Below are 26,098 nucleotides of genomic sequence, written 5' to 3' on the forward strand. Positions count from 1 at the left end.
TCTGCTGTAGTTTTTTACGGCGGACCTTTTTTATTGAGGGAATAGTACAAACCCTCAAAACGCTGTTGTTAAGGTTTTAAGTGTGAGCTTGCCCTGACTCTTATATGAATCTGGAAAAGTCTGACTGTTCAAGGGCAGGCTTCAGGTTTTCGGTATAGAACCTGTCTTCTATGATCCTTTTTCCTGCCGTGTGGCCGATCATTCTGTCTGCCCTTACTTTTTCTCCATGAAAGTCACTTCCTGCTGTTACTATCATTCCAAGAACTCCGGCAATTTTTTCCAGTCGTTCTGCTTCTGCAACTCTTACTCCGGGATGCCAGGCTTCAAGTCCCTGAACGCCGCAGTTTCTTATACGTTTTATAGTCTCGTCCATTTTTCCCCATGAAATGTACATGCTCATAGGATGTGCCTGAACCGGAATTCCTCCTGATTCTTTTATTGCAATACAGGATTCTTCAAGATCTGCACCGGTTCGTTCTGTGTAGCACGGTCTGCCTTTTGCAAAATATCTGTCAAAGGCTTCCTGCCTGTTTTTTACTATTCCTTTTTTTACCATGCAGTCTGCAAAATGAGGACGTCCTATCATTGCCGTGTTGAAGTTCTGCATTACTTCCTCGACTGTTATCTGTGCTCCCTGGGCCCTGAGTTTTTCTGCCATTTTTATATTGCGGCTGAGCCTTTCTTCTTCAAGAAATTTTTCGATTTCCTTCAGTTTTGCTGAAGGTGATTTTATTCCCAGCCCCAGCAGATGAAATTCTCCCGTGGGCCATTGAATATTAAGTTCTATTCCAGGGATAAATGTAAAATCCGTTCCTTCTTCTCTTACTAAGCCTGCTTCTCTTGAAGCTTCTTCCAGTCCTGCTGTCGTATCATGGTCCGTCAGTGCAAGAACTGATATTCCTTTTGAAACTGCATATCGTATAAGCTCAGACGGGGTTTTTGTTCCGTCGGAAGCTGTTGAGTGAGTGTGTAAATCAATCATTTTAAAAATAATAGCATATTTTGGATTTTTGTGATATAATATGAAAATAAAACTCAATTAAAAGTAGTTTGTGAGGTACACAATTAATGCCTAAGGCTGTTTCTTATGCACAGGGAGCGATAATTTTTTTCTCAGGAGACAGGGATGATCACATTTACATTGTTCAATCCGGGCTTATTTTAAATCAGGAAGTTGATATAGAAACAGGGCAGCAGATTACGGAAAAGCTCAAGCCTGGTGAATTTTTTGGTGTAAAAAGTACTCTTGCACGTATGCCTCATATGGTAACGGCTTATGCTGCTACGGACTCTGTTGTTATAGTTATGTCCCTCCAGGAATTTGAAAAACTTTTTGCAAATAAACGGGATGTTACGGAGAAAATGCTCCGGGTTTTCAGTAAGACGCTGAGGGAAATTCACCATAAAATGCAGTCAATCCTTCATAATGATGCAGTTGCCATACCTCAGGATGTGGGAATGATGATGGTGGCAAAAGCTTTCTATGATGATGATGAGTTTTTCAGCTGTGCAAGTGTTCTTACAAGACTTCTGGAAAAAATGCCTGATGCAGGTAATAAGGAAGCTGCAGAAAAACTGCTTGCTGATGCAAAAGTGAAGGCGGAACAGGATGCTCACAATAAGCAGACTGCTGTTTCTTCCGTTGATACTTCGGATGATGCATCTCTTAAACAGTTCTCGGCACCGATTTTCCAGCGCTTTACAAAAGAATTCAAGAAGGGAGAGGTTATAGTTACTGAGTTTGAACCTGGAGAAACCTTCTATCTTATTAAGTCTGGTGACGTTCAGATTGTAAAATGCATAACAGGTCAGAATAAAAATCTGGATATTCTTCACAAGGGAGAATTCTTTGGAGAAATGGCAATTCTTGATAAATCTCCAAGAACTGCTACCTGCGTTGCTCATACAGATGTTTCACTTCTGGAATTCAATAAAGAAAATTTTGCTTCTCTTGTTTTAGGAAATCCTCATCTTGTAATGAATCTTCTTAAGCTTTTCTGTAAGCGTATTTATGACCAGCAGCGTTCGATTAAAATTATTCTTATAAAGGAGATAAATGTCCGGATCTGTGATGTTTTTCTTATGTATGATGAGCGTATTGTATCTCCTGAATCAGAACTTATGAATCAGCGCCGTACTTTTAATATTACTGTAAACGATATTGCTCATTGGGCTGGAATTTCAGTAGCAACAGCTAAGGAAGAACTTAATAAACTTGCTGCAAAAGACAAAATACAGCTTTTTGACGGATATATTAATATAATGAATATTCGTGACATGAAGAGGGTTGTAGATTCTTACTATTCAAATCTGTCTCAGAAAAGCTGAAAGCAGATAAAACCATTTGAATAAGTTTTAAATATCTGCTATATTCTTTTTACATTTTATGCCGTCTTAGCTCAGTTGGTAGAGCAGCTGATTCGTAATCAGCAGGTCAACAGTTCGATTCTGTTAAACGGCTTTTCTAAAACAGTGTATAAACTGTATGCATTCATTTAGGGTCCTGGTAATGAACGTTGTTTATTATCAGGACCTTTTCTTTATGGCTGCCGTCTATGGCTGTCAGCTGCCTTTTTTTAACATCCGTATGTTTGTTCTGCTTCAGCAGTAATACGGTTGTATGTATCATAAAAACTCAGGTTGTTTTTTCTTGCGGTTTCTGCAACATCTTCGTATTCAGGGACAAGACGTATTTTTTCCGGTGCAATTATTTTTTTTACTCTTACCGGACCGAAGGATGTATTTACCGTAAGCATTTCCCTTTCAAGAACGGTTCTGTTCAGAAGCTGACGCCTTATGCCGATTGTGCTCGTATGGGTAAAAATAAGTGTTTCCATGAGTTTTCTGTCTTCTATGCTGCAGATGACCTCAAGTGTGTATCCCGGCCTGTTTTTTTTCATAAAGCAGGGAATGCAGTGAACTTCTTTTGCGTTGTTTTTTAAAAGCTCATCCATGACGAAGCCTATTGTTTCCGGGGTGCTGTCATCAATGTCCGTTTCAAGTTTATATACGGAATCCTCTTTTTGGGAAGGTTCTATAATCATTACTCTGAGTATTGACGGAATCGTATGGTTTCTTTTGCCTGCTCCCAGACCTGTTTTTTTTATGATGAATGTTTCCGGAAGTTCAGTGTCAGTACGGACGGCTGCCGCTATTGCTGCTCCTGTTGGCGTTACCAGTTCTCCCTGGACGTTTGTGATGCAGAGGGGAAGGGAATGTTCTTCTGCAATGTATGTTGTTGCAGGAACAGGGACTGGAAGTATTCCATGCATGCATCTTACAGTTCCACAGCCTTCAGAAATTGATTTTATGCAGACTCTGTCGGCTTTAAGGTCATCCATGCATACTGCAAAGGAAATGATGTCAACGATGGAGTCAATTCCTCCTGTTTCGTGAAAGTGAACCAGCTCTGGAGATGTTCCGTGGGCTTTAGCCTCTGCCGAAGCAATTATGCTGAATATTTTTTTTGCAAGAACTTTTGCATTTTGAGGAATGCCGCTGTCTTCTATAATCTCATTTATTTTTGCAAGGGAAGTATGGTGATGATGTTCTTCGTGTTCATGATGATGGTGTTCATGTTCATGATGGTGTTCCTCGTGCTGATGTTCAGAGGAATTATGAAGATGCCCGTAAAGATATTCCATGTCATGATCAAGGCCTGAGTCTTTGCTGTCAAGGATTACGTTAAAGTCCGTGCATTCGATTCCGCTTTTTTTTACTTTTGAAATCTGAATTTTATATCCTTCAAGCTTTACTGTAGAAAGTGCTTCCCTGAGTTTTGCTTCGCTTGCACCTGCATCAAGAAGTGCTGCTACTGCCATGTCTCCGCTTATACCGCTGCTGCATTCAAAATACAGTTGTTTCATTTGTTCCCCCTGACTGCAAGCCGGTTGATCTGTGTTGCAATATAGCCGGCTCCGTATCCATTATCGATGTTGACGACACTTATTCCGTTTGCACAGGAATTTATCATTGTAAGAAGGGCACTTAATCCTTCAAAGGCTGCTCCGTATCCGGTTGATACAGGAACGGCAATTACCGGTACTTTTACAAGACCTCCGATAACGCTGGCAAGAGCTCCTTCCATTCCCGCAACGGCAATAACGGCATTTGCCTTCTGTATTTCGTCCTTGCAGGCCATAAGCCGGTGTATTCCGCTTACTCCTATGTCGTAAAACCGGTTTACCTGACAGCCAAAATATTCTGCAGTTTGTGCTGCTTCTTCTGCAACCGGAATGTCAGCGGTTCCTGCAGAACAGACTGCAACAAGTCCTTCAGGAGTTTCTTTGTCTTTCTGAATTTTAAGAATCCTGCTGGTTTTATCGTAAGTGCATTCAGAAAACTGCTGCCGCAGGGTTTCGTATTGCTCTTCTGATGCCCTCGTGCCCATGACGGTACCGTTGTTTTTGTAAAGGGCTGTAAATATCTGAAGAACCTGTTCTGAGGTTTTACCCTGGCAGTATACAACTTCGTTGAAGCCTGTTCTATTTTTCCTGCCGGTATCAAGTTTTGCAAAGCTTGAATTTTCTTTTTCCAGACTTATGAAGCCTTCCATGTGTCAGTCCTGTTTAATTAAATTGACTACCGCATATTCACAGTTTCGTTCTGTCCTGAATGAATATCCCCAGCCTGCAATTCCAGATGTAACGATTACAGAAAAATTTCCGTCGGTATATTTTCCGTAGGTAAAGCTGCCTGCTACATCCATTATTCTTCCTACAGGAAAAATCTGACCGGCGTGGGTGTGCCCGCTTAAAAGAAGGTCTGCACCTGCTTTTTTAACGGCAGAAACATCTTTAGGCTGATGGTCGGCCACAATTATAAAACTGTTCCTGCTGAAGCCTTCGAGAATTTCATTGATTGAACTGCGTTTTTCCATACGGTCCATAGAAAAATCTTCCCTTCCTGCAAGGACAAGATCCTTATCAATAAGAACTGCATAGTCCTGAAGGATTCTTATTCCGTTTTCAGTGATTGCTTCATCCAGTTCTTCCCGGGAGAAAGCCGGAGAAGATGTATACAGCTGTCTGTCGTGGTTTCCGTAGACATAATATATTCCATATTTTGCCTTCAGGCTGCCGAGGATTTTAAATACATTAAGCATTTCTTTTTTTGAAGTATTTTCATCCGTAATGTCACCGTCAAGTATAATCAGGTCTGCATTTTCACTGTTGATTTTATCAATGGTGTTTATAAAAACTTTAGTATCCTGAATGGTTGCCCAGTGCATGTCTGAAATAAGGAGAACTTTATAATCCCGTAAAAGTTTAGGAGAAGTGACGGTATATTCAGTTCTTATTATTCTGTGCATGTTGAACCATGCAATTGTGCTGACGATGATCAGCAGTACGGCCGGAATGATGCATAAAATTCTTATGCCGTGAAGTATTCTTAAAAGAGAAGGTTTTCTGTTCCTGCAAAAATGTTTGACCGGAAGGTGAATTATGTCAACTGCAAGAGTGAATGCAAGAAAATGCATTACATAAATAAGCACATGAGTTTTAAGGTTAAAACTTAAGCAGAGAATTGTAAACGTCAGGGCTGCAGTTATTATTTTTATGGACTTCTGCAGTACTGGAAGATTGAAGAACTTCATTATCCTGAAAATGATGATGAAGATATAGACTCCCATTATGAGAGCAAGTATTCCTGCTGCTACTAAAAGACCTGCCATAGCTGCCTCCCTGGTTTCTGTCAGAAAATATTTTTTACATTGTCCTTAAACTTGTTTCCTCTGTCAAATTCATTGGAGAACATTCCGAAGGAAGTGCATCCCGGTGAAAATACAACAGGAAGGTACTGGTTTTCATGGGCTGAACCATAAACATGTGAAGCATTTTTTGACATGAGGGAAGTTTTAAGTATTCCCAGCAGAACTTCAAGAGAATCAAAAGGACCTGTATATTTAATTTTTCTTTCGTCAAGAAGAGGAATAAGTTTGTCTGTTCCCGTTCCTGACAGAAGATAGATTTCTTTTGGAATGTATTTTGTTGAGTTTTCTCCGTGGAGGGTTTTTGCAAGAGGTAAAAAGTCAAGGTTTTTATCCGTGCCGCCGGTGATTAAAACTACGCTTTGATTGAAGGACTGGCTTGCGGCTGCTGCTGCTTCCGGAACAGTGGCACAGCTGTCGTTGTAAAAAATGATTCTGCGGGAATCCACCGGACAGGTCCATTCATGAAATCTTTCAAGCCTGTGGGGAATTCCTTTCCAGTTTCCAAGAATGCTGATAATCTGTTCCGGTGCTACTCCCATAAGGTGAAGAACAAGGCTTGCATTGAGGACGTTTATCCTCATGTGGTCTCCCGGAACAAAAAGTTCATCCATTATTTTTTCTTCAGAAAGATTATGAGTTTTTGCATACGTGCTCTTAAGTTCGTCACAGAGCCGGGCAATTCCCTCTGTTTTTCCTGAAGGAAGTTTTCTCTGGTATACTCCTTCAAAAGAATTGCCTGGAACGGAAGTTGAGTAGCGGAGTATCTTTGCTTTTGATTCTGAAGCAAAAAGATCTCCCCAGCATCTGCAGCCGGGTTTTGGAGAAAGGGAATCCTTAAGGTAATCGTCTTCATCTCCGTCTAAAATTGTAAAATCCTTTTCATCCTGGTCAGCATAAATCAGTTTTTTATCATCTACATAACTGTCCATGTCAGAATACCAGTTCTGATGGTCCGGAACTATTTTTGTTATGACTGCAATTTTTGGCTTAAGGGCTTTTCTTCCCCTTAAATCTGCCAGCTGCCATGAGGAAAGTTCAAGTACAACCGGAGTAGTGCCGTCGGTCTGTTCAAGAAAAGTCAGCGGACTTACAGTGATGTTTCCTCCAAGAAAGCTTTTAAATCCTGCTGTCCTGAGTCCGTAATCTATTGCACTTACAGTACTTGATTTACCTTTGCTTCCTGTGACTGCAATTATCGGAGCTTTGGTAAAGTGAAGGAATATGCTTATGTCTGTTTCTATATGGGAAGCAGCTGCGAGATATTTATTTCCTTCAAATTTTACGCCTGGATTTTTTATTACACAGTCTGCATTTTCAAAATCCTCAATGCGGTGTTCACCAAGAACATATTTCAGATTCTGAAGGGGAAGTTTTGAATCGCTGTTGATTGAGTCAATAGTCGGCTTGAGCTGCTGTTCTGATTTCATGTCAGTGACTGTAACGATTGCCCCGTGTTTAAGGAAAAACCTGACGCAGGCTTCTCCTCCGCCGTTAAGTCCCAGTCCCATTACTGTTACGTGTTTTCCGCGGATATCTTCCAGGGTGCTGAATGTACAGCCTTCAGGATATACATGATGTGTCATAAAAAAATCTCCTTTGAATAGTAGTTGCAGCTTTAAGAATTCAATATCAAAAAATCAGCAGTCCCACCATGCAGCTGCACTTTGATCTGCAAGCTGAAGCAGCAGGACAAGAGGATTCTGCAGAAAGTTTGAGTAATTCAACCGTTCCAGTTCACTTAAATCACTGAATCCCATGTGGCGGCTTACGGCTTCAATTACGTTCCGCCTGTTTATCATCGACGGAACTGTTTTCAGCATTATAAGGACGGATTCGTTTCCGTGTCCCAGATTCCTCATTTCCGGTTTTACTTTAAATACCGGTTTTTTTGTCCAGTTGCCGTTTATGTCCTTTGTGTTGTGGAATTCAACTTTATAACTGCCGACTTTGCAGAAATCATGGCAGACTGCACTTAAAAATACGTCTTCTGCCGTATACGGGAATGTGCTTCCTGGAACTGATGCAAGGGGAGAAGAAAGAAAGCTTTCTGCTACCGGTACTGCAAATCTAAGTGCCTGAAGGGTAACCATAAGCGTGTGAACGCATAAGCCTGAATCCCAGTTTCCGTGAAACTTTGTTGAAGCCGGTGCCTTAAAAAAATCCGTTGCGGCCAGGTATTCTTTAAGGGAACTGCATTCTCCGCTGTCTGACATGATGAATTCTGCCATCTTGAAGTAGCATTCCTTTACTTTTGAAATGTCAAAGTTTTTCGGACCGCGGATACATTCAGAAGTTTCAAAAATTTCAATCAGGCTGTGTATCTGGGATTTCAGGAGATCAAGTTCTTCTTTCATAAAAAATCCTTATGTACGGGAGGTGCAGAGACGTTCCTTTTCTTTGAAGGCGTGCAGGGCTTCTTCAAGAAGATAGTCGATTAATTTTGTGTATTCCAGTCCTGCTGCTGAACACATTTTCGGGAACATGCTTATGGAAGTAAATCCCGGAAGGGTGTTGATTTCGTTCAGGTATGTATCTCCAGTATCTCTGTCGATAAAAAAGTCTACCCGGCTGAGGCCAGAGGCGTTAACTGCTGCATAGGCTTTTTTTGCAGTAGTCCGTATGTATTCAAGTTTATCTTCATCAAGAAGGGCAGGTATCTTTAATTCCGCACCGTCAGGATCATTATACTTTGCATCGTAGTCGTAGAAAGTGTGTTTTGGAACGATTTCTCCCGGACCGTAAGCCTTGAGTACAGTACAGTCAGCTGAAGAATCTTCCGTAATGGAGTTGCCTGTAACGGAACATTCAACTTCTCTTGCGTTAATTGCTTTTTCTACAAGAACCTTGTTGTCCCAGTTGAAAGCTTCCATGAGGGCTGCGTTAAGCTCACGCCTGTCATTTGCCTTTGATGCACCGTCGCTGGAACCTGCAGAGCACGGCTTTACGAAAAGCGGAAATCCGTATTCCTGTATGGCTTTTTCTATTAAACCGTCATAGCGCTTTGAATCATTTACGTCTGATCTTGTAAGGCAGATTCCCGGTACGACAGGAAGTCCTGCTGCTTTCCATAGAATCTTTGTTGTGTCTTTGTCCATTGATGCAGCGCTGGCAAGTACTCCGCAGCCTACATATGGAATTCCTGCCATTTCAAAAAGTCCCTGAATTGTTCCGTCTTCAGAATAAGTTCCGTGCATTACCGGAAAAACTGCGTCACATGGAATGAAGGAGCCGCATGCGTAGAAGATACTGTTCCTGCTGTTTCCTGGAAAAATGGAAACTGCGTTTTTTTCATCGGCATGAACGGAAAGTTTTGCGTCAGGATTGTTTCTTAATTCATTAAAGACGCTGTCATTTTCAAGATACCATTTTCCGTCTTTTGCAATGGAAATCATTTTTACGCTGTGTTCTGAACTGATAGCCCTGGCAACGCTGGCACAGGAAAGCAGGGAAATTTCATGTTCTCCAGATTTTCCGCCGTAGATTAAAATTATATTCATTTTTTTATTCCTTAATAAATTATGTTGAACAGATTATAACGGAAACACCGTTGTTTGTTTAGTTTAAGCATTACTTCTGAGAGAGAAGTTCCTGCAGCGCTTTTTTTGCTTCTGCAATTTCATCATACGGGACAGGCTTGTCTTTGTAGATGATGGAATTTTCATGACTCTTTCCTAAAAGAAGAATTATGTCGTCATTTCCGGCATCCTTTAATGCCAGACGTATGGCAGCTTTTCTATCCGGTACAAGGAAGAGGTCTTTGCCTTCTGTCTTTCCGGCTTTTTTTGCTCCGGAAGCAATCTGGTTTAAGATTTCCATGCTGTCTTCAAAACGCGGGTCTTCATCTGTAAGAATAACCCTGTCACAGAATCTGCCTGCGATTTCTCCCTGAAGGGGACGTTTTTTTACATCCCTTTCTCCTCCTGAACCGAATACGCAGGTCATTTTTCCGGTGCAGCGTTTTCTTACCGGAGGAAATATGGTTTCGAAGGATGAAGGGGTATGGGCGTAGTCAACTATGACTTCAAAAGGCTGTCCTTCATCTATTACGGTCATGCGGCCTTTTACTGGAGTAAAGGACTCGAGGCTTGGAACAAGATCTTCAAGGGTGCATTCCGTAGAAAGGGCAACTGCAAGAAGGGCTGCCATAATGTTGTAGGCATTGAAGGCTCCCGGAAGAGGGCATTTTACATGTACGGTCCTGTTTTTGTCTGCCAGATCATGGGTGTTTTCAAATCTGTAAATCGTAAAGGTAAGGCCGTATCTTGCACTTGCAATGTTTCTGGCTGCAAGGTATGCAATGTCAGAAGGAACCGGAGGAAGAGGCTGTGCGTTGATTTCTTCACCGGCTGATTTTCCGGCTTTGCCTTCTGTCGTAAAACCGAATGTTTTTTTAGTTGTTGCTTTCTTAAAGTATACTGCGGCAGGGTCTTCCAGATTTACTATGCCGAAACTTGGTACCGTAACTTTTTTCCCGGCAATGATTTTTTCGTGGTCATGCTTATCAAGGGCTCTGAACAGGTTAGCCTTGTCACTTTTGTACTGCTCGTAGGTTCCGTGGAATTCAAGATGCTCAAGGGTTACGTTCATAAATACGGCAACATCAAAAAGTACGTCTCCCAGACGGTTTGTTCTTGTGCTCAGTCCGTGGGAAGAACTTTCGACTACGGCATGGGTACATCCGTTTTCAAGCATTTCGTAAAGTTCCCGCTGTACTATCGGAGCTTCCGGTGTAGTCTGATGCTGGGGATTGTCAATGGCATCCTCTCCAAGTGAGTACTGAACTGTAGATATGAATCCGGCTTTTATTCCCCTTGCCCTGAGAAGCTGCCAGATGAATGCAACGGTTGAGGATTTTCCTTCTGTCCCGGTTACGCCGTATATTACAAGCTTTTTTGAAGGATAGTCATAGAATGCTGCAGAAACCGGACTCATGGCAAAGCGGCTTGATTCAACTTTGAGGAACACTGTCTGCTGTTTTGAGGAAGCAGTAGCTGCTGCAATTGCATTTTTTTCTTCTTCAGAAAATTCTCCTTCAAATACAACTGCACAGGCTCCGTTTTTAACGGCGTCAGCAATGAATTTATTTCCTGTAGTATGAGTTCCCGGAAGTGCAAAGAACAGGCTTCCCGGTTTTACCTGCCGGCTGTCAAAGGCCAGTGAAGAAATGCAGGCTGCCTGTGCGGATTTAAGTGCAGTACCCGGAGCAAGTTCTGTTTTTCCGTCTTCTGCAACGATGGTATTTTCAAATGTATTAAGCAAATCAGATAAATATTTTTTCATGATAATATGGATTTTACTTTTTTTATCTTATTTAAACAACTGTTCTTTTGCGCTATGATAAAAAAATGCAGCAGAAATCCAATAAGATTGATATGACTGAAGGAAGCGTTTTTTTTAAACTTGCAGCTTTTTCGGTTCCCCTTATTTTTTCCAGCGTACTCCAGCTTCTGTTTAATGCGGCAGATGTAATTGTTGTAGGGCGTTTTGCCGGAAAAAATGCTCTTGCTGCCGTAGGTTCCACAGGTTCCCTCATAAATCTTCTCGTAAATCTTTTTATTGGGCTTTCAATCGGTGCGAACGTAACTGCTGCAAGATTTTTTGGAGCAGGACAGAAGGACAGGGTATCAGATACTGTTCATACTTCCATGGTTTTAAGCCTGTTTTCCGGTCTGCTGCTGACTTTTGCAGGAGTATTCCTTTCAAAGACAATTCTCATCTGGATGGATTCACCTGAAAATGTCCTGGATCTTTCTTCACTGTATCTGCGCATTTATTTTGGCGGAATAATTCCTACAATTATTTATAACTTTGGAAGTGCTCTTTTAAGGGCAAAAGGTGATACAAAGCGTCCTCTGTATTTTCTTTTTATAGCCGGAATAATAAATGTAATCCTGAATCTTTTTTTTGTCATAGTATGCCGGATGAGTGTTGCGGGAGTTGCCCTTGCTACTGTTATAAGTCAGGGAATTGCAGCTTTTCTTGTCGTTATGTGTCTCGTAAAGGAAAATGATGAATTTCATCTGGATTTCAGCCGTCTCAGAGTGAATTTTCCCATTATGACCCAGATAGTAAAAATCGGTCTTCCTGCCGGATTTCAGGGAATCGTTTTTTCCCTTTCCAATGTCATAATACAGCGTGCCGTAAATTCCTTCGGAGACATTACTGTTGCCGGAAACTCTGCAGCTGCAAATATCGAAGGCTTCGTTTATATAGCGATGAACGGTTTTTCCCAGGGAACCCTCACTTTTGTTTCCCAGAATATGGGAAAGCAGGATTTTGCCCGGATAAAAAAAGTGACGCGGGTATCTCTTCTTACTGTTTTTTTTATAGGATTCATATTTGGAAATACGGTTTTTCTTCTCGGAAAGATTCTCATAGGCTTTTACAATACAAATTCCCTGGTAATACATGAAGGCGTCATCCGTCTTAAAGTCATATGTACGACTTATGCCCTGTGCGGAATCATGGATGTAACGGGAAGTATTATCCGGGGAATGGGACATTCCGTCATGCCTATGGCGGTTTCAATGCTTGGAGCCTGCGGAAGCCGAATCCTGTGGATTGCAACGATATTCAAAATACCTGAATTCCACAGCTGCTTTGTGGTTTTTCTTTCGTATCCAATTTCCTGGTTCCTTACTTTTGCCGTACATTTTATTGTTTTTCTTTTTGTTTACAGAAAAGAGAAGGCTGTCTGTAAAAAAAGACTTGAGAAACTTTGAAAACAGCTGTTTTTTCAGGAAATTTCATTTTTGTATATTCTTTAAATTGTTTTTGATTTTTAAGAATTCCCGGTGTATAATTTAATCAAGTTCGGATGAACCTCTCGTGCGGATGTGTTTTTCCGATTTATAAAAAATATTTAAGGGAGAAAAACGATATGACAAAATCAATTTCAGCACAGGGATTTTCTTTAAAAAAAGATCAGTCGGATTTAATTGAATCAAAGCTTCAGCGCATAGCTTATGCTGATAATCTCATTGTTGACCTTATTATGCACGTTAAGGAAGACAAAAAGTATTATTTTGATGTAACGATTAACTTCCGCTGGGGTGCAAATGCTCATGTAACAAGTGACGACTTTGACTTTGCTGCAGCCGTTAATAAACTGATGGACATTCTTGACACCAAAATCAAAAAGGAAAAGGATAAGATTCAGGAAAAGAAATAATATTCTTCCTGCATTTATATTGCCGGAATCATCTGCTGTAGGATGATTCAATATTAAGTTTAGCCCGGTATTTAGCCACAGTGCGCCGGGCTATTTTTATTCCCTGCTGATTGAGTATTTTCGTAAGAGTCTGGTCGCTGGGTTTTTTAATGTCATTGCGGTGAAGTTCAATAACTTTTTTAAGGGCAAACATCACCTGGTCCTGACTGAGGGAGTTTTTATCATCAGGATTTTTTGATACGGCATTTGTGAAAAACTGCTTTATGGGAATCAGGCCAAAACTGCACTGAATGTATTTTGTTCCTGCCATACGGCTTATGGTGGCTTCATGCAGGTTGAGGAGCTTTGCAAGATCTTTCTGGGACAGTGGATGAAGGTTTCCGGGACCGTGTCTGAAAAAATCCATCTGTTTTTTTACAATATAGCAGCAGGCAGTCAGCAGTGTGCTTTTTCTGTATTTAAGGCTGTCAAGAAATTCTTTGGCTTTCTTTATGCTTTCTTTTATATCTTTTGAGTCTTTATTTTTCAGGTTCGGATCTATGTAGATTTCAGGTTCAGTTTCTGCTCCGACTTTTATTTTAAAGCAGCCGCTGTCATTTTTTATTATTCCCCTGGCAAAATCATCATGTGCCGTATACTCATTGCTTTCCGTTATGGTTACATCTGCGCTGATATAGTTTGTTCCTTCCGTTGAATAGGCGGCACCGGGGTAGGGATTAAGTTTCTGTATGAATGCCACGGCTTCCTTTACTTCTTCCTCAGTTGCGTTGAAGTTTTCGTAGAAGGCTTTTGACTTTTCATCAAGGGCAAACAGTTTTTTTTGCGTACGGGCAAATTTATTAAGTTTTTCGCATATCAGTTTTATGTTAAGCGGATCAAGAAAAGAAAAGTGTCCGTCCAGAATAAAAAGAGCCATCCTGTTTGGTTCCGGTTTGTCCTTTGCCTGTACCAGAAGGCTTTCTTCAAAGTTTTTTGTACATGTTCCTACAGGATCAAGGTGCTGGATGATGTCGGTTACTTTCTTCAGCATTTCCCTGTTCTGAAGGGGATCTTTTTTATCAAGAAAGTTCATGCTGTTGTAAACCATGAATCCCTTGTTGTCTAAATGATGAATCAGCCGGGATGCAAGCTGGTGTTCGCTTTTTGAAAGCTTGATGAGGTTCAGCTGGCTCATGAGGTGATGCTGCAGGCTTTCCCTGAAATCTTCTTTTGATTCAAGAAGTTTAATGTTGTTGTCAGATTCTATTTCTGAAGCGTGAGAAACTATTGATGAAGAGCGTATTTCTGACCGGCGGAAATTTTTTATGATGAGGGCAGGGTTTTCTTCTGCGGCTCTGTACATTTCTTTTTCAAGGTCTTCAGCTGACATGGAAAGAATTTTCAGGGACTGAATCTGTTTCTGTGAGAGAATCTGCTGCTGCTTTAACTGCTGACTTAAACCTTGAGTTAATTTCATACACTAAATATGGAATAAATTTTTTGACATGTAAAGGGAATTTCGGCATACTTTCAGTTATGAAAAATTTTGAAGAATTCGGCGTAAAAGTTCCTGAGATTCTCCTTCCTAAAAATAAGGACCTCAGTTCATGGAGTGTGATTGCCTGTGATCAGTATACACAGGATGAAGAATACTGGAAGCGGGTTGAAAATGCTGTTTCAGGAAAACCTTCTGCTCTGAATCTTATTCTTCCTGAAGTATATCTTTCTTCTCCTGACAGACAGAAAAGAATAGAAAAAATCCGTTCAACAATGAAAGACTACATTAACGGTGATGTGTTCGATGAAGGGGATGAATGTTTCATTTATGTAGAGCGCAAAACCGGTTACGGAAGAATCAGGCACGGTCTTGTATGTGCGATAGATCTTGACTGTTATGAATGGAAACCTTTCAGTAAAGCCCTTATCCGTGCAACAGAGGCTACTATCGTAGACCGTATTCCGCCAAGAAAAGAAATAAGAAAAAATGCACCTCTGGAACTTCCTCATATAATGCTTCTTGTTAATGATCCTGAGCACATTCTTGTAGAAGCTGCAGGTAAAGAAGCAAAAGAATCAGAACCTGTTTATGACGGCGACCTTATGCTTGATTCCGGTCATATTACCGGATGGAAAATTAAGGATAAGAATCTTGATAAAGTTCATGAAGCCCTTGAGTCATTAAAAAAAGCCGGTACTCAGAAAGATTCAAGCGTATTCCTCTTTGCTGTGGGAGACGGAAATCATTCTCTTGCCACTGCAAAGGCTGTATGGGATGAATACAGGCAGGAATGCATGAAGGCTGGTGTTCCGGAAAGCGAAATAAATAAAAGCCCGGTTCGCTATGCTCTTGTAGAAATTGTAAACATTTATGATACAGGACTTACGTTTGAACCTATTCACCGCGTTCTGTTTAATGTATCTGCAGAGGAACTTTGTACTGCAGTAAAGTCTTCTTTAGGCGGAACTGTCATTCACTGTAATGACGGTGCTGAACTTGAGAAGAAGGTTCGTGAATCTAAAGCTGGTTTCGGTTTTGTCAGCTGCAGTGAGGGAAGGGACAGTTATATTTTCCTTGATACTTCTGTAACGGAACTTGCGGTAAGCCGCTTCCAGCCTGTTGTAGATGAATTTATTGCTTCAAAGAAAGCTGCCGGTTTTAATGTAGACATTGACTATATTCACGGAAGTGACGAAGTATTCCGTCTTGGAAAGAAGGCAGATACCGTATCAGTTCTTCTTCCTCCTGTAGCTAAAGATACATTCTTTGCCACAATAGGAACTACCGGACCTCTTCCGAGAAAAAGCTTCAGTATGGGTGAAGCAAGTGAAAAACGTTTTTACCTTGAATGCCGCAGGCTTTTCTCTTAGGAAAAGTTTTCTCTAATTCGCAGAACTGTTTTTCAGAGAGTTTTTTACTATTCTGAGAATATTCCAGCCGAACTTTTCTGTCTTGCTTTTTCCGATTCCATAGCAGTTCAGAAGTTCGGCTTCTTTTTTCGGCTTGTTTTCTGCAATTGAAAATAATGTTCTGTCTCCGAATATTACATAGGGCGGAACATTAAGTTCTTCCGCAACTTTTTTTCTCCATTTTCTGAGTTCCTGTTCAATGAGGAGGCTTTCTTCATCATCGGTTTTAAACTCTGAAGACGGTTTTTTAATGAGTATGAATTTGTTTTTAGGAATTTTCTTCTCTCCGGAAAAGTGTACCGGCAGAAAAATTTCATCTCTGTTTTTTAAGGCTGCCCGTCCTTCTTCCGTAACATAAAGTACCTGATATTCACTGGATCTGAAAACATATCCTCTTTCTATAAGACAGGAGGCCAGTTCATTCCAGTCATTCCGGCTTAATTCCCTTCCGATTCCGTAGGTAGAAATTCTGTTGTGTCCGTTTTCATAGATGCGCTGGTTTTTGGACCCGGTAAGCACGTCTGTTATATATCCTGTTCCAAAACGCTCCCCCGTGCGGAGAATGCATGAAAGAAATTTCCAGGCAGGTTCCGTAACGTTTTTTTCTTCTCCCGGACCTTCCGTGCATATGTCGCAGCAGCATTTATTTTCTTCTTCCGGAATGTAGCTTTCTCCGAAGTATTCCATCAGTATCTTCCGGCGGCAGGTTCTGCTTTCTGCAAAGCGTATCATCGTTTTGAGAAGTTCTTCGCTTCCTTCTGACGATGAGTTTTCTTCCATAAACCAGCGTATTTTATGAACGTCTCCCTGACTGAAGAGAAGAAGGGCTGATGAAGGCAATCCGTCCCTTCCGGCTCTTCCTATTTCCTGATAATACTGTTCGATGGACCGGGGCATGTCATAATGAATTACGTAGCGGACATCCGGTTTGTTTATTCCCATTCCGAAGGCTACGGTAGCAACCATTACATTTACTTTATCCCTGATGAAATCTTCCTGACTTGCAGTTCTCTGTGCATCACTCATACCGCCGTGGTAGCAGGAGGCAGTGATTCCTGAGGCGTTCAGTTTTTCACAAAGGTCTTCCACCTGCTTTCTTGAAAAACAGTAAATTATTCCGCTCTGTCCTTCGTGCTCCCTTATGTACGTAACCGTCTGCTCAAGGGCATTTATTTTACGCCGGACTTCAAGGTAAATGTTTTTTCTGTTGAAGGAAGATATGAGTATCTCCGGATTATCCAGCTCAAGAAGCCTTACGATATCCTGACGTACCCGGGCTGTAGCCGTTGCAGTCAGGGCCAGACAGACTGCTTTTGGAAACTGTTTTCTTATTTTTGCTATTTCAAGATAGTCAGGCCTGAAGTCGTGTCCCCATTCAGAGATGCAGTGTGCTTCATCAATGGTAATGCAGTTTATTTCCTTTGAACTGGAGTGCAGAAGTTCCTGCATTTTTTCACTGGAAAACCGTTCCGGTGCAACATATAAAAGGGAAAGTTCTCCTTTTTTTATTCTGGAACAGGTCTTTACATATTCATCGTAATCCTGACTGGAGTTAAGAAATGCGGCTTTTATTCCAAGTTCTTTCAGCTGAGAAACCTGATCCTGCATCAGTGCTATAAGGGGAGAAATTACAACTGTCAGCCCTCCGTATATCAGAGCCGGAATCTGATAGCACAGGGATTTGCCTCCTCCTGTAGGCATTACGGCAAGAGTATCCCTTCCTTCGAGAATGTTTGAGATGACGTTTTTTTGAAGCGGCCTGAATGATTCGTATCCGAATGTTGTTTTTAAAACTGCTGCTGCTTTTCTCAGAAGTTCTGAATCCGGCTGTGTGTCGGAAGCTGTATCCATAAAAAATAATCCTGCCTGTCTTGAAATCTTTCTGAATGTTTCCAGAAGACAATTATATTGAAAATCATCCATTTCTAAAACCTCAATTCCTCCTGAATGATGATGGGGGGTTACTTGCAAAAGTTAAGGTATTTTGCTATATTAACCCTGCATGCCGCCTTGGTGGAATGGTAGACACGAAAGACTCAAAATCTTTTGCGCGCGAGCGTGTCTGAGTTCAAGTCTCAGAGGCGGTAAAACAGTAACAGTCATCCGTTTTCCGGATGGCTGTTTTTTTTGGAAAATAATAGAAAGAAAGTCGAGCTTGCTTTCTATTATTTTACAGCATTCCTGCAATAAGGTTTTCATTTTTTCGAAGCAGGACGGCTTCTTTCATACATTCTCCGTTTATTGTCTTAAGCCCTTTCATGTCTGCTATTGTCCTTGAAACTTTAAGGCAGCCCGCAGCGGCTCTTGGAGAGAACTCATATTTTTCAGCTGCCTCGTCAAGGAGTTTTTTTGCTTCATTGTCAGTTATGCAGATTTTTTCGATGTCGGAAGGCAGCAGCCTGCTGTTTCTTTTTCCCTGCCGCTGCCGCTGTATGCTTACGGCCAGTGCGATTTCTTCCCTTAGTTCATCGGTTGTTCTTGAAGGTCCGGAACTTTGTCTTTCCGGATCGACTCTAATCCGTATGTCTACCCGGTCAAGAAGGGGTGCGGAAAATTTCTTCCAGTACTGTTCTACGGAACGGGCAGAGCACAGACATATTTTTTCTTTAGAGCCAAAATTCCCGCAGGGGCATGGATTTGCAGACATCAGAAGCTGAAAGTCGGCCGGGTAAACTGTCGTTCTTCCTGCTCTGCTGATAGTTATGGTTCTGCTCTCAAGAGGTACCCTGAGCATCTGTAATACGGATGACTTGAATTCAGAAGCTTCATCAAGAAAAAGTACTCCGTTATGAGCCAGAGAAATTTCTCCAGGTCTGCACTGGCTTCCTCCTCCGCACATTCCTTCTATGCTTGCAGTCTGATGAGGCTGACGGAATACAGGTTTTCTTATTATCGAACTGCCTTTACTCAGCAGTCCCGCAATGGAATGGATTCTCGTTACAGAGGCTGATTCTTCAGGAGTAAGGAGGGGCAGCAGGGCACTGAACTTTTGCAGCGAAAGGGTTTTTCCGCAGCCTGGTGCTCCATAGGCAAGAAGATTGTGTCCTCCTGCGGCAGCAATCTGTACGGCTCTTATGAGTTCTTTCTGGTTTTTTATTTCTCCGTATTCAAATCCCTTTTCTACCGGTGCAAAAAGAATGCCGTGCTTTTCTATCATTCCTTCTTCAGAAACAAGAAGTGAATTAAGGTTTCTGATCTGTTTTTTTGAACTGAAAAGTTCTGCATTACTCAATGCGCTGAAAGCTTCAGTAAGATTTTTTGCACCGAATACTTTCATGTTGCCTGCAGCTCTTGCTTCTTCTGCGTTTTCATAGGGAACTATGCACATTTTTATTCCTGAAGAAGCTGCCGTGGCTGCAGCTGCATGTACGGCCCTTACGGGTCTGAGATTTCCGTTAAGTTCCAGTTCCCCCATGACCATAATGTTTTCTTCTATAAATTTGAAATCATTTTTTTTACTCTGAATGAGAACAGCCAGTGCAAGCGGAAGATCAAAACCTGCACCTTCTTTTTTCAGATCAGAGGGCGAAAGACTTATGAGAACCCGTTCACAGGGAAAATCAAACCCTGAGTTGATGACAGCACTCCTCATTCTTTCTCTTGATTCCCGGACGGCTCCGTCTGCCAGCCCCACAATGTCAACAGCCGGTATTCCCCGGCGCAAGTCGACTTCAACTGTAACAAGTGAACCTTCAAATCCGAATGGAGAAAAAGTATAAATGCATATTTCTGATTCCATAAAACCTCCCGTGCGGAAACTTCTGAATATAATCAGGCAAATTCCCGGCATTTTTTCAGACAATCCAAAAAACTGATAAAAAGTTTTTTTGAACTTCCCTATATATATTTGAACTGAATTTTTAAAATCACCATTTTCTGCAGGATTTTTTTTAGGAATTTGAATTTTTTTTATTTATGGGCTACAAATATTTCATGAAAAAAATACTTCTTCTGTGCCGGGTTGTAGATAATTACGGTGACATAGGTTTTGTATACAGACTGTCCAGATCACTTTCAGAACTGTATCCTGAAGATTATGAACTTACTCTTGCGGTAAGCAATCTTGATTCCTTTTCAAAACTTTGTCCTTCCGTATCTCCTGATAAAAGCATTCAGAAATGCTGCGGCTGGAATATACTTGACTGGAATGCCTCAGAAAAAGCATCCGGCTTTATCAGTAAAAATTTTCCCGATGTTATTCTTGAATGTTTTCAGTGCGGACGTCCTGAGTGGCTTGATGAGCTTCTCTTTGATTCAGAAAACAGAAAATGCCTTATCGTAAACGTTGAGTATCTGACGGCAGAAGAGTGGGCTGATGATTTTCATCTGCTTAAAAGCGGAACAAGAAGCAGTTCCGTAAAGAAAATAAATTTCATGCCTGGCTTTACTGATAAAACAGGGGGACTTGTACTGGATTCTTCATTTACTGAAAACCTCAGCTCTGCATCTGCTGCCTTAAATAAAATTGAAGGACTTATTCCTCAAGAGTCCTTCAGTGCAATAAAAACTTCTTCAGATTTTAATGTGCTTGTCTTTAACTATAAAAGAGATTTTTCCGTTCTTGCCGCTGCCCTTGAAAAGTTTTCTGCAGTGATAAAAAAGAATGTAAGGATTTTTGCAGCTCCCGGACTTAGTTTTGATTCTGTCGTGGAAGCTGCCGCGGGGTTAAGTCACGTAAAGATTCAGAAACTTCCATATATGTGTCAGACTTCCTGGGATGCCCTTTTATGTCTCATGGATTTTAATTTCATCAGGGGGGAAGATTCTTTCAGCAGGGCAGCTTTATGCGGAAAACCTTTTGTCTGGGACATCTATCCTCAGGAAGGACAGTTTCATCTTGTAAAACTGGAAGCCTTTCTTTTAAGGTTAAAGCCTTATTTTTCAGACGGACAGCTTTTTAAGCGGTTCAGAAGATTTGTACTGGGCTATAATCTTAAGCTTCATGATGAGATTTGCAGTGAAGCTCTTGATGCAGTTACTCCTGAGGAATATAAATGCCTTGAAGACAAAGACTTTGCTGTAAATGAACTTCTTTATCTTTTTGATGAATATTCAGCTTTGAAGGATGCTTTTTCTGAATTTGCCGGAGCTGCTGTTTCCAACGGAAATCTCACCGTACATCTTAATGAAGTGTTGAAAAATTACTTCTAATTGTATATAATAAGTACATATTTTTTTAGGGGACGTGTTTTATGATTACAACAAATGAAATCAGAGTAGGCTCGGCTTTCATGTTCGAAGGCTCACCTTTTATCGTTCAGCGTATGCTCGGACAGAAATCAGGTCGTGCAGGTATCACTGTAAAACTTCGTGTAAAGAATATTGTTACAGGCGGAACACAGGACCTTGGTCTTGACGCCGGAGAAAAATTTGATGAAGTAGACCTTGAAGAAAAGAAAGTTAAGCTTTCATATATTGATGGTGACGACTATCACTTCATGGATCAGGAAACATATGATGACATTTCTCTTTCTAAGGAAGACCTTGGAGACAATGCCGGTTATGTTTCTCCTGATGATGATTATGAAGTTTCAATTACTTTCTATGAAGGAAAAGCAGTTGGTGTTAATCCTCCAATTAAAGTAACACGCACAATTACTTATTGTGAACCTGGAATTAAGGGAGATACTTCTGGAAAATCCCTTAAGCCTGCTACTCTCGATACTGGTATCGAAGTAAAGGTTCCATTGTTCTGCAATACAGACGACCGCATCGTTATCGATACACGTGACGGTTCATTTGTAGAACGTGCAAAGGACTAATGATTGACGGTGTTTTTACAGGCTTGTCATACCGGGAGTTTTTCTAGTATGATTCAGGCCGGTTAAAAATACCGGATACGATCCCGTAGCTCATTTTGGATAGAGCGTCTGCCTCCTAAGCAGAAGGTGGCGAGTTCGAACCCCGCCGGGGTCATATAAAACCTGCTTTTCTATTAAGAAGGGCAGGTTTTTCTTTTTTAAAGCTTTATTTTTTTTCATTTTTTTATGAGATTCTGTTTCATTATTCTGTAAACCTATATACTAAAATGACAAAATTTGTCATAATGTCAGAATAAATAAACCGACGGAGGCTTATATGAAAAATTATTTTGATTTGACCGGACAAGTTGCTGTAGTAACAGGCTGTTCTACAGGTCTTGGCGTTCAGATGGCAAAAGCACTTGCAAATCAGGGGGCTAAAATCGTTGCAATGGCACGCAGAAAGGATAAGATTGAAGCTGTAGCAAAAGAAATTGCTGATACATACAAAGTTGAAACCCTTGCCGTTCAGTGTGATATTACTGATACAGACAGGGTTAATGCTGCTGTAGATGAAGTTCTTGCTAAATTCGGTCGCATTGATATTGTTATCAACAATGCAGGAACCGGTGCTGTTGCTCCTGCAGAAGACATTACTGATGACCAGTTCAATGGAGAAATGAATGTTGATCTTTTCGGAACCTTCAAGGTTGCCCGTGCAGTTGCAAAGAAAGCAATGATTCCTGCAAAGTACGGCCGCGTAATCAATATCGCTTCAATGTATGGTCTTGTAGGAAACAAGATTGCAGGTTCAGCTCCATATCATGCAGCAAAAGGCGGTGTTGTAAACCTTACCCGTGCCCTTGCAGCAGAATGGGGTAAATACAATATTACTGTAAACTCAATCTGCCCTGGATATTTTTACACACCTCTTACAAAAGAAACTCTTGATTCAGATTTCTTCCAGCAGAATGCAAAGACAATGATTCCTATGGAACGCTATGGAAACGAAGGTGAACTTGACAGTGCCGCAGTATTCCTTGCAAGTCCGGCTTCAACTTATGTTACAGGCGTAAATCTTCCGGTAGACGGCGGATATACCTGCATGTAATAAAAAAAGAATAAGCCGTGCATAAACCGTCCCTGTCATATATTGAAGTATGACTGCGGACGGTTTTTTGTTTTTAGTATGAAAAAAAAGTTTTAAAGTTTTAAGAAAGTGCTTTATAATTTTTTAAGCAGGTTCTGGAATGCAGGCCTTTAATCAAATGCCTTTCAGGGGGTTAATCATGAAGCACTGTATAATTGTAAAATTCAATCCGGATATTTCGATGAAGATAGAAAATTCCTTCATCATGCAGATAAAAAAGCTTTTTGATGAATGTCTTGAAATTGAAGGCATTCATTCCGTAAAGGTGTTCCGCAACTGTAATAATATGGACGGCAGGTCTGATATTATGATTCAGATTGATATGGATAAGTCGGCTCTGGACGCTTATGACAAAAGTGATGCCCATCTTATGTGGAAGGCAGAATACGGAAGGTTCATAGCATCAAAGTCTGTAATTGATTATGAAGAGGAAAAGCCTGTAAATCCGAAGCACTGAAGTCCGGTTCACTGCGGTTAGAATTGTATAAAATGCGTAAAAGTTTTATATTGTCTCTAAGATTTTTTTTATCAGGGTATATATATGAAACTTACTTGTGGTATTGTTGGACTTCCTAATGTAGGAAAGTCTACTATTTTTAGTGCGCTTACAAAGGCTCCGGCTGAAGCTGCAAATTATCCTTTCTGTACGATTGATCCTAATACAGGCGTTGTTGATCTTCCGGATGAACGTCTTGATTTTATGGCAAGTGTTTTTCAGCCTAAGAAGAAGATTCCTGCATCCGTTGATTTTGTTGATATCGCAGGACTTATAAAAGGTGCTTCAAAGGGAGAAGGTCTTGGAAACCAGTTCCTTGCTAATATTCGTGAAACTGCAGTAATTGCTCATGTAGTACGCTGTTTTGATAATCCTGACATTCAGCATGTTCGTGAGGATGCAAAAACAGATGCTCCTATTGATCCTGAAAGCGATATTCTTACTATTGACTTTGAGCTTGCACAGGCTGATCTTGATACAATCAACAAGCGTGCAGAAAAAATTACTAAACAGATTCGTGCCCTGGGAAAAGATGAAGAAAAACGTCTTGCACCTTATTTCAGTGCAGTAGAAAAAATAAAGCCTCTCCTTACGGAAGGTAAGTGTGCCCGCATGGCAGATCTTACTGATGAAGAAAAAACTGCTGTATATGACCTTCATCTTCTGACAATCAAGCCTCAGGTATTTGTATGCAATATTGATGAAGACACTATTTCTGAAGGAACAAACAAGTATGTAGAAACCGTAAAAAAGATTGCTGATGAGACAAAATCAGAAGTAATCGTTATCTGCGGAAAGTTTGAGTCAGACCTTTCAGATATTACTGATGAAAATGACCGCAAGGAATTTATGGATGCCGTTGGACTTAAAGAAAGCGGACTTTCTGTACTTGCACGCCATGTATATCATCTTATGGGCCTCAGGACTTTCTTTACAGGCGGACCGGATGAATGCCGTGCATGGACCATTCATGCCGGAGACAAGGCTCCCCAGGCTGCAGGTGTAATTCATACAGACTTTGAGAAAGGATTCATTAAGGCAGAAGCTTATACAGTTGACGATCTCCGTCAGTACGGAAGTGAGGCTGAGATTAAGGCTGCAGGCAAGTACCGTCAGGAAGGAAAGGACTATGTGGTTCAGGACGGCGATGTCCTCTTCTTTAAGTTTAACGTAACGAAATAATTTTTTTACTTTCGTATTTATGGGCTGATACTCTCTGCAGTTATCAGCCTTTTTTTATAGATATTTTATTTAAAAGTATTGACTAAAAATTAGAGTTAGCGTATAGTAACCACAGTTAGATAAAACTAACTACTAACCTCGAAATTAAGCGGGTGTATGTTCGTATTCTCCTTACACAGCCACAAAAGAAACTCTCATACACCTGCTTTTTTTTTAACGGATGACGGAATGAGTTTTGATAAAGTGGTATTGCATCTTGCTTCTCCTGCCCTCTGCGGAATAAAACCCTCCTGCCTGTTTTCCATGGATGAACAGACCTGCCGGCGGGAGTTTTCAAGAATAAAAGAATGGAATAAAAAACTTTCTGAAGTGGGAAGACGTCTTGTTGTTCTTAAGACTTTGTGTACTTTCCTGATTTTTGCTTATGATGAAAAACTTCTTGAAAAAACTGTATGTAATTTGAACTGCATTAAATATCTTGAATCAAAAGATTATCCTGTAACTGAAGGAACGGAAAAACTTCTCCATGAACTGTTCAGACGGCTCTGCAGTAATTCTTCAAAGGGGTTTCCTCATGAAGTAGGACTGTTTCTCGGGTATCCTCTGGAAGACGTCCTTGCCTTTGAGCGTTACGGCGGAAGGGGATGCAAGTATACCGGCTGCTGGTCAGTTTATGGAGATGTTGAGAGCGCCTGCCGGAAAATGAATGAATATAAAAGATGTTCCTCTGAATGCTGTGAACTTTTTGATAAGGGTTATAACGTGGTGGATATCAGCACGAAATATAAGACAAACATATTGAAGGAGGTTTGCTGAATGAAAAAAGCAGTCATTTATGCAAGCACTACAGGTAACACTGAAGCTATGGCAAATGCCGTTGCAGAGGGTGTAAAAGAAAGCGGCGCAGAACTTGTTTTTGCACAGGCTTCAGAGGCAGATGCGGCAGAAGTTGCATCCTGTGATGTAATAATTCTGGGAAGTCCTGCAATGGGTGATGAAGTTCTGGAAGACTCTATGGAAGATTTTTATGCCGGACTTGAACCGTCACTTTCTTCAAAGAAAGTTGCAGTATTCGGAAGCTATGACTGGGGTGACGGTCAGTGGCTCAGAACCTGGACTGAACGTCTTTCTGCAGCCGGTGCAGTTGTTCTTAACGGAGAAGGTTTGAAAGCACAGCTTACTCCAGATGAAGCTGCTCTTGCAGAGTGTAAGGAACTGGGAAAAATCAGCTGAAAAAAAATGAAGCCCGGCAGTAAAAAATAAAAGCAGTAGTTTTATTGCCGGACTTCGTGACAGTACCTTGTCAGGGCTAAAAAGTTTTTTTCTTCCTAAAAAACTTTTATAATCAGTAAGAAATCTTACGATTTTAAGCAGTTGTAAAAAAAATCAGTTCAGCGTGTAAACGCTGTCTCCGTCATTATAGATTCCGTCTTTTATCTGAATCACTGCAGATAATGCGCAGGCTTCCAGTCCGGAACCGTTGTCAATTTTTTCAAAATAAATGTTTAATTCTGAAGTTTTTCCGGCAGTTCCGGAATATGATCCCTTTGCAATTGTTTTTGAATCACAGCTGCAGGACCAGTTTCCGTCATTGTAAAAAGTGTAGCTTGTAGTACCGTCAGTAAGAACGGCAGAAGCTTCTTCTGAACTCTGACCGCTGCAGGAAAATGCAGAAATGCACAAAGCAGTCAAAAAAACTGCTGCAGTAGCTTTAAGAAATTTTTTCATGTAAGTCCTCCTTATAAAGATTCATCCCGGG

General features: G+C 41.0%; 23 protein-coding genes and 3 tRNA genes. 14 read left to right on the forward strand and 12 right to left on the reverse strand.

All coding sequences use genetic code 11. The features are described from left to right. Positions 1-100: 100 nt before the first annotated feature. On the reverse strand, positions 101-982 hold the full coding sequence (locus tag HNP77_RS09990; protein WP_184653046.1) for a PHP domain-containing protein: 882 nt from the start codon (positions 980-982) through the stop codon (positions 101-103). Positions 983-1,068: 86 nt separating this feature from the next. On the opposite strand from HNP77_RS09990, the gene HNP77_RS09995 reads away from it, so the two are divergent. Next, a complete protein-coding gene (locus HNP77_RS09995; RefSeq protein ID WP_184653047.1) occupies positions 1,069-2,328 on the forward strand; it encodes a Crp/Fnr family transcriptional regulator in 1,260 nt (419 codons plus the stop codon). A 60-nt stretch (positions 2,329-2,388) separates the two neighbouring features. Then, positions 2,389-2,461 (forward strand) — tRNA-Thr (locus tag HNP77_RS10000). 115 nt (positions 2,462-2,576) lie between these two features. On the opposite strand, the gene larC is transcribed toward HNP77_RS10000, so the two are convergent. The 7 genes from larC to HNP77_RS10035 all read right to left on the reverse strand — a co-directional run bounded on the left by larC (position 2,577) and on the right by HNP77_RS10035 (position 10,993). Continuing rightward, positions 2,577-3,866 carry a nickel pincer cofactor biosynthesis protein LarC gene (larC, locus tag HNP77_RS10005; protein ID WP_184653048.1) on the reverse strand — a complete coding sequence of 430 codons (1,290 nt, stop codon included), beginning with the start codon at positions 3,864-3,866 and terminating at the stop codon, positions 2,577-2,579. After that, positions 3,863-4,555, reverse strand: a complete 693-nt coding sequence (larB, locus tag HNP77_RS10010; RefSeq protein WP_184653049.1) for a nickel pincer cofactor biosynthesis protein LarB — start codon at positions 4,553-4,555, stop codon at positions 3,863-3,865. The genes larC and larB overlap by 4 nt, the downstream gene beginning before the upstream one ends. A gap of 3 nt (positions 4,556-4,558) precedes the next feature. Further along, the gene (locus tag HNP77_RS10015; protein WP_184653050.1) at positions 4,559-5,674 is read right to left on the reverse strand and encodes a metallophosphoesterase; all 1,116 of its coding nucleotides are present in this window, start codon (positions 5,672-5,674) and stop codon (positions 4,559-4,561) included. Positions 5,675-5,694: 20 nt separating this feature from the next. Continuing rightward, complete coding sequence (gene murD, locus HNP77_RS10020; RefSeq protein ID WP_184653051.1) at positions 5,695-7,296, reverse strand: UDP-N-acetylmuramoyl-L-alanine--D-glutamate ligase; 1,602 nt, start codon at positions 7,294-7,296, stop codon at positions 5,695-5,697. A 54-nt stretch (positions 7,297-7,350) separates the two neighbouring features. Further along, on the reverse strand, positions 7,351-8,067 hold the full coding sequence (locus HNP77_RS10025) for a hypothetical protein (protein ID WP_184653052.1): 717 nt from the start codon (positions 8,065-8,067) through the stop codon (positions 7,351-7,353). A gap of 9 nt (positions 8,068-8,076) precedes the next feature. Beyond that, complete coding sequence (locus HNP77_RS10030) at positions 8,077-9,210, reverse strand: D-alanine--D-alanine ligase family protein (protein ID WP_184653053.1); 1,134 nt, start codon at positions 9,208-9,210, stop codon at positions 8,077-8,079. A 70-nt stretch (positions 9,211-9,280) separates the two neighbouring features. After that, a complete protein-coding gene (locus tag HNP77_RS10035) occupies positions 9,281-10,993 on the reverse strand; it encodes a Mur ligase family protein (RefSeq protein ID WP_184653054.1) in 1,713 nt (570 codons plus the stop codon). 65 nt (positions 10,994-11,058) lie between these two features. Here HNP77_RS10035 and HNP77_RS10040 point away from each other — a divergent pair, with 65 nt between their 5' ends. Beyond that, positions 11,059-12,435: an MATE family efflux transporter gene (locus HNP77_RS10040; protein WP_184653055.1), complete on the forward strand. Its 1,377-nt coding sequence runs from the start codon at positions 11,059-11,061 to the stop codon at positions 12,433-12,435. A gap of 158 nt (positions 12,436-12,593) precedes the next feature. Then, entirely contained in the window at positions 12,594-12,884 is a 291-nt protein-coding gene (locus tag HNP77_RS10045) for an HPF/RaiA family ribosome-associated protein (protein WP_184653056.1), read from the forward strand. Positions 12,885-12,912: 28 nt separating this feature from the next. On the opposite strand, the gene rpoN is transcribed toward HNP77_RS10045, so the two are convergent. Next, complete coding sequence (gene rpoN, locus HNP77_RS10050) at positions 12,913-14,340, reverse strand: RNA polymerase factor sigma-54 (RefSeq protein ID WP_184653057.1); 1,428 nt, start codon at positions 14,338-14,340, stop codon at positions 12,913-12,915. A gap of 59 nt (positions 14,341-14,399) precedes the next feature. Between rpoN and HNP77_RS10055 the strand changes: the two genes are divergently transcribed. Then, on the forward strand, positions 14,400-15,731 hold the full coding sequence (locus HNP77_RS10055) for a DUF1015 domain-containing protein (protein WP_184653058.1): 1,332 nt from the start codon (positions 14,400-14,402) through the stop codon (positions 15,729-15,731). Positions 15,732-15,743: 12 nt separating this feature from the next. On the opposite strand, the gene recQ is transcribed toward HNP77_RS10055, so the two are convergent. Beyond that, complete coding sequence (recQ, locus tag HNP77_RS10060) at positions 15,744-17,693, reverse strand: DNA helicase RecQ (RefSeq protein ID WP_246428913.1); 1,950 nt, start codon at positions 17,691-17,693, stop codon at positions 15,744-15,746. Between the two features lie 81 nt (positions 17,694-17,774). Here recQ and HNP77_RS10065 point away from each other — a divergent pair. Then, positions 17,775-17,857 (forward strand) — tRNA-Leu (locus HNP77_RS10065). Positions 17,858-17,940: 83 nt separating this feature from the next. On the opposite strand, the gene HNP77_RS10070 is transcribed toward HNP77_RS10065, so the two are convergent. Then, entirely contained in the window at positions 17,941-19,509 is a 1,569-nt protein-coding gene (locus HNP77_RS10070) for a YifB family Mg chelatase-like AAA ATPase (protein WP_221266572.1), read from the reverse strand. A 194-nt stretch (positions 19,510-19,703) separates the two neighbouring features. Here HNP77_RS10070 and earP point away from each other — a divergent pair, with 194 nt between their 5' ends. The 8 genes from earP (at position 19,704) to HNP77_RS10110 (ending at position 25,572) form a co-directional block, all read left to right on the forward strand. Further along, complete coding sequence (gene earP, locus HNP77_RS10075; protein WP_184653059.1) at positions 19,704-20,921, forward strand: elongation factor P maturation arginine rhamnosyltransferase EarP; 1,218 nt, start codon at positions 19,704-19,706, stop codon at positions 20,919-20,921. A gap of 41 nt (positions 20,922-20,962) precedes the next feature. Next, the gene (efp, locus tag HNP77_RS10080; RefSeq protein ID WP_184653060.1) at positions 20,963-21,532 is read left to right on the forward strand and encodes an elongation factor P; all 570 of its coding nucleotides are present in this window, start codon (positions 20,963-20,965) and stop codon (positions 21,530-21,532) included. A gap of 79 nt (positions 21,533-21,611) precedes the next feature. Next, positions 21,612-21,686, forward strand: a tRNA-Arg gene (locus HNP77_RS10085). 162 nt (positions 21,687-21,848) lie between these two features. After that, positions 21,849-22,622 carry an SDR family oxidoreductase gene (locus HNP77_RS10090; RefSeq protein WP_184653061.1) on the forward strand — a complete coding sequence of 258 codons (774 nt, stop codon included), beginning with the start codon at positions 21,849-21,851 and terminating at the stop codon, positions 22,620-22,622. Between the two features lie 178 nt (positions 22,623-22,800). Next, a complete protein-coding gene (locus tag HNP77_RS10095) occupies positions 22,801-23,118 on the forward strand; it encodes an antibiotic biosynthesis monooxygenase family protein (protein WP_184653062.1) in 318 nt (105 codons plus the stop codon). A gap of 84 nt (positions 23,119-23,202) precedes the next feature. Then, positions 23,203-24,339: a redox-regulated ATPase YchF gene (gene ychF / locus HNP77_RS10100; RefSeq protein WP_184653063.1), complete on the forward strand. Its 1,137-nt coding sequence runs from the start codon at positions 23,203-23,205 to the stop codon at positions 24,337-24,339. 228 nt (positions 24,340-24,567) lie between these two features. Next, positions 24,568-25,155 (forward strand): DUF3793 family protein, encoded by a 588-nt coding sequence (locus HNP77_RS10105; RefSeq protein ID WP_184653064.1) that lies wholly within the window; start codon positions 24,568-24,570, stop codon positions 25,153-25,155. Further along, complete coding sequence (locus HNP77_RS10110) at positions 25,156-25,572, forward strand: flavodoxin (RefSeq protein ID WP_184653065.1); 417 nt, start codon at positions 25,156-25,158, stop codon at positions 25,570-25,572. A gap of 153 nt (positions 25,573-25,725) precedes the next feature. Here HNP77_RS10110 and HNP77_RS10115 read toward each other — a convergent pair whose 3' ends face one another. Next, on the reverse strand, positions 25,726-26,067 hold the full coding sequence (locus HNP77_RS10115; RefSeq protein WP_184653066.1) for a TAXI family TRAP transporter solute-binding subunit: 342 nt from the start codon (positions 26,065-26,067) through the stop codon (positions 25,726-25,728). Positions 26,068-26,098: the final 31 nt, after the last annotated feature.

Source organism: Treponema rectale, from assembly GCF_014202035.1.
GTDB classification, from domain to species: Bacteria; Spirochaetota; Spirochaetia; order Treponematales; family Treponemataceae; genus Treponema_D; species Treponema_D rectale.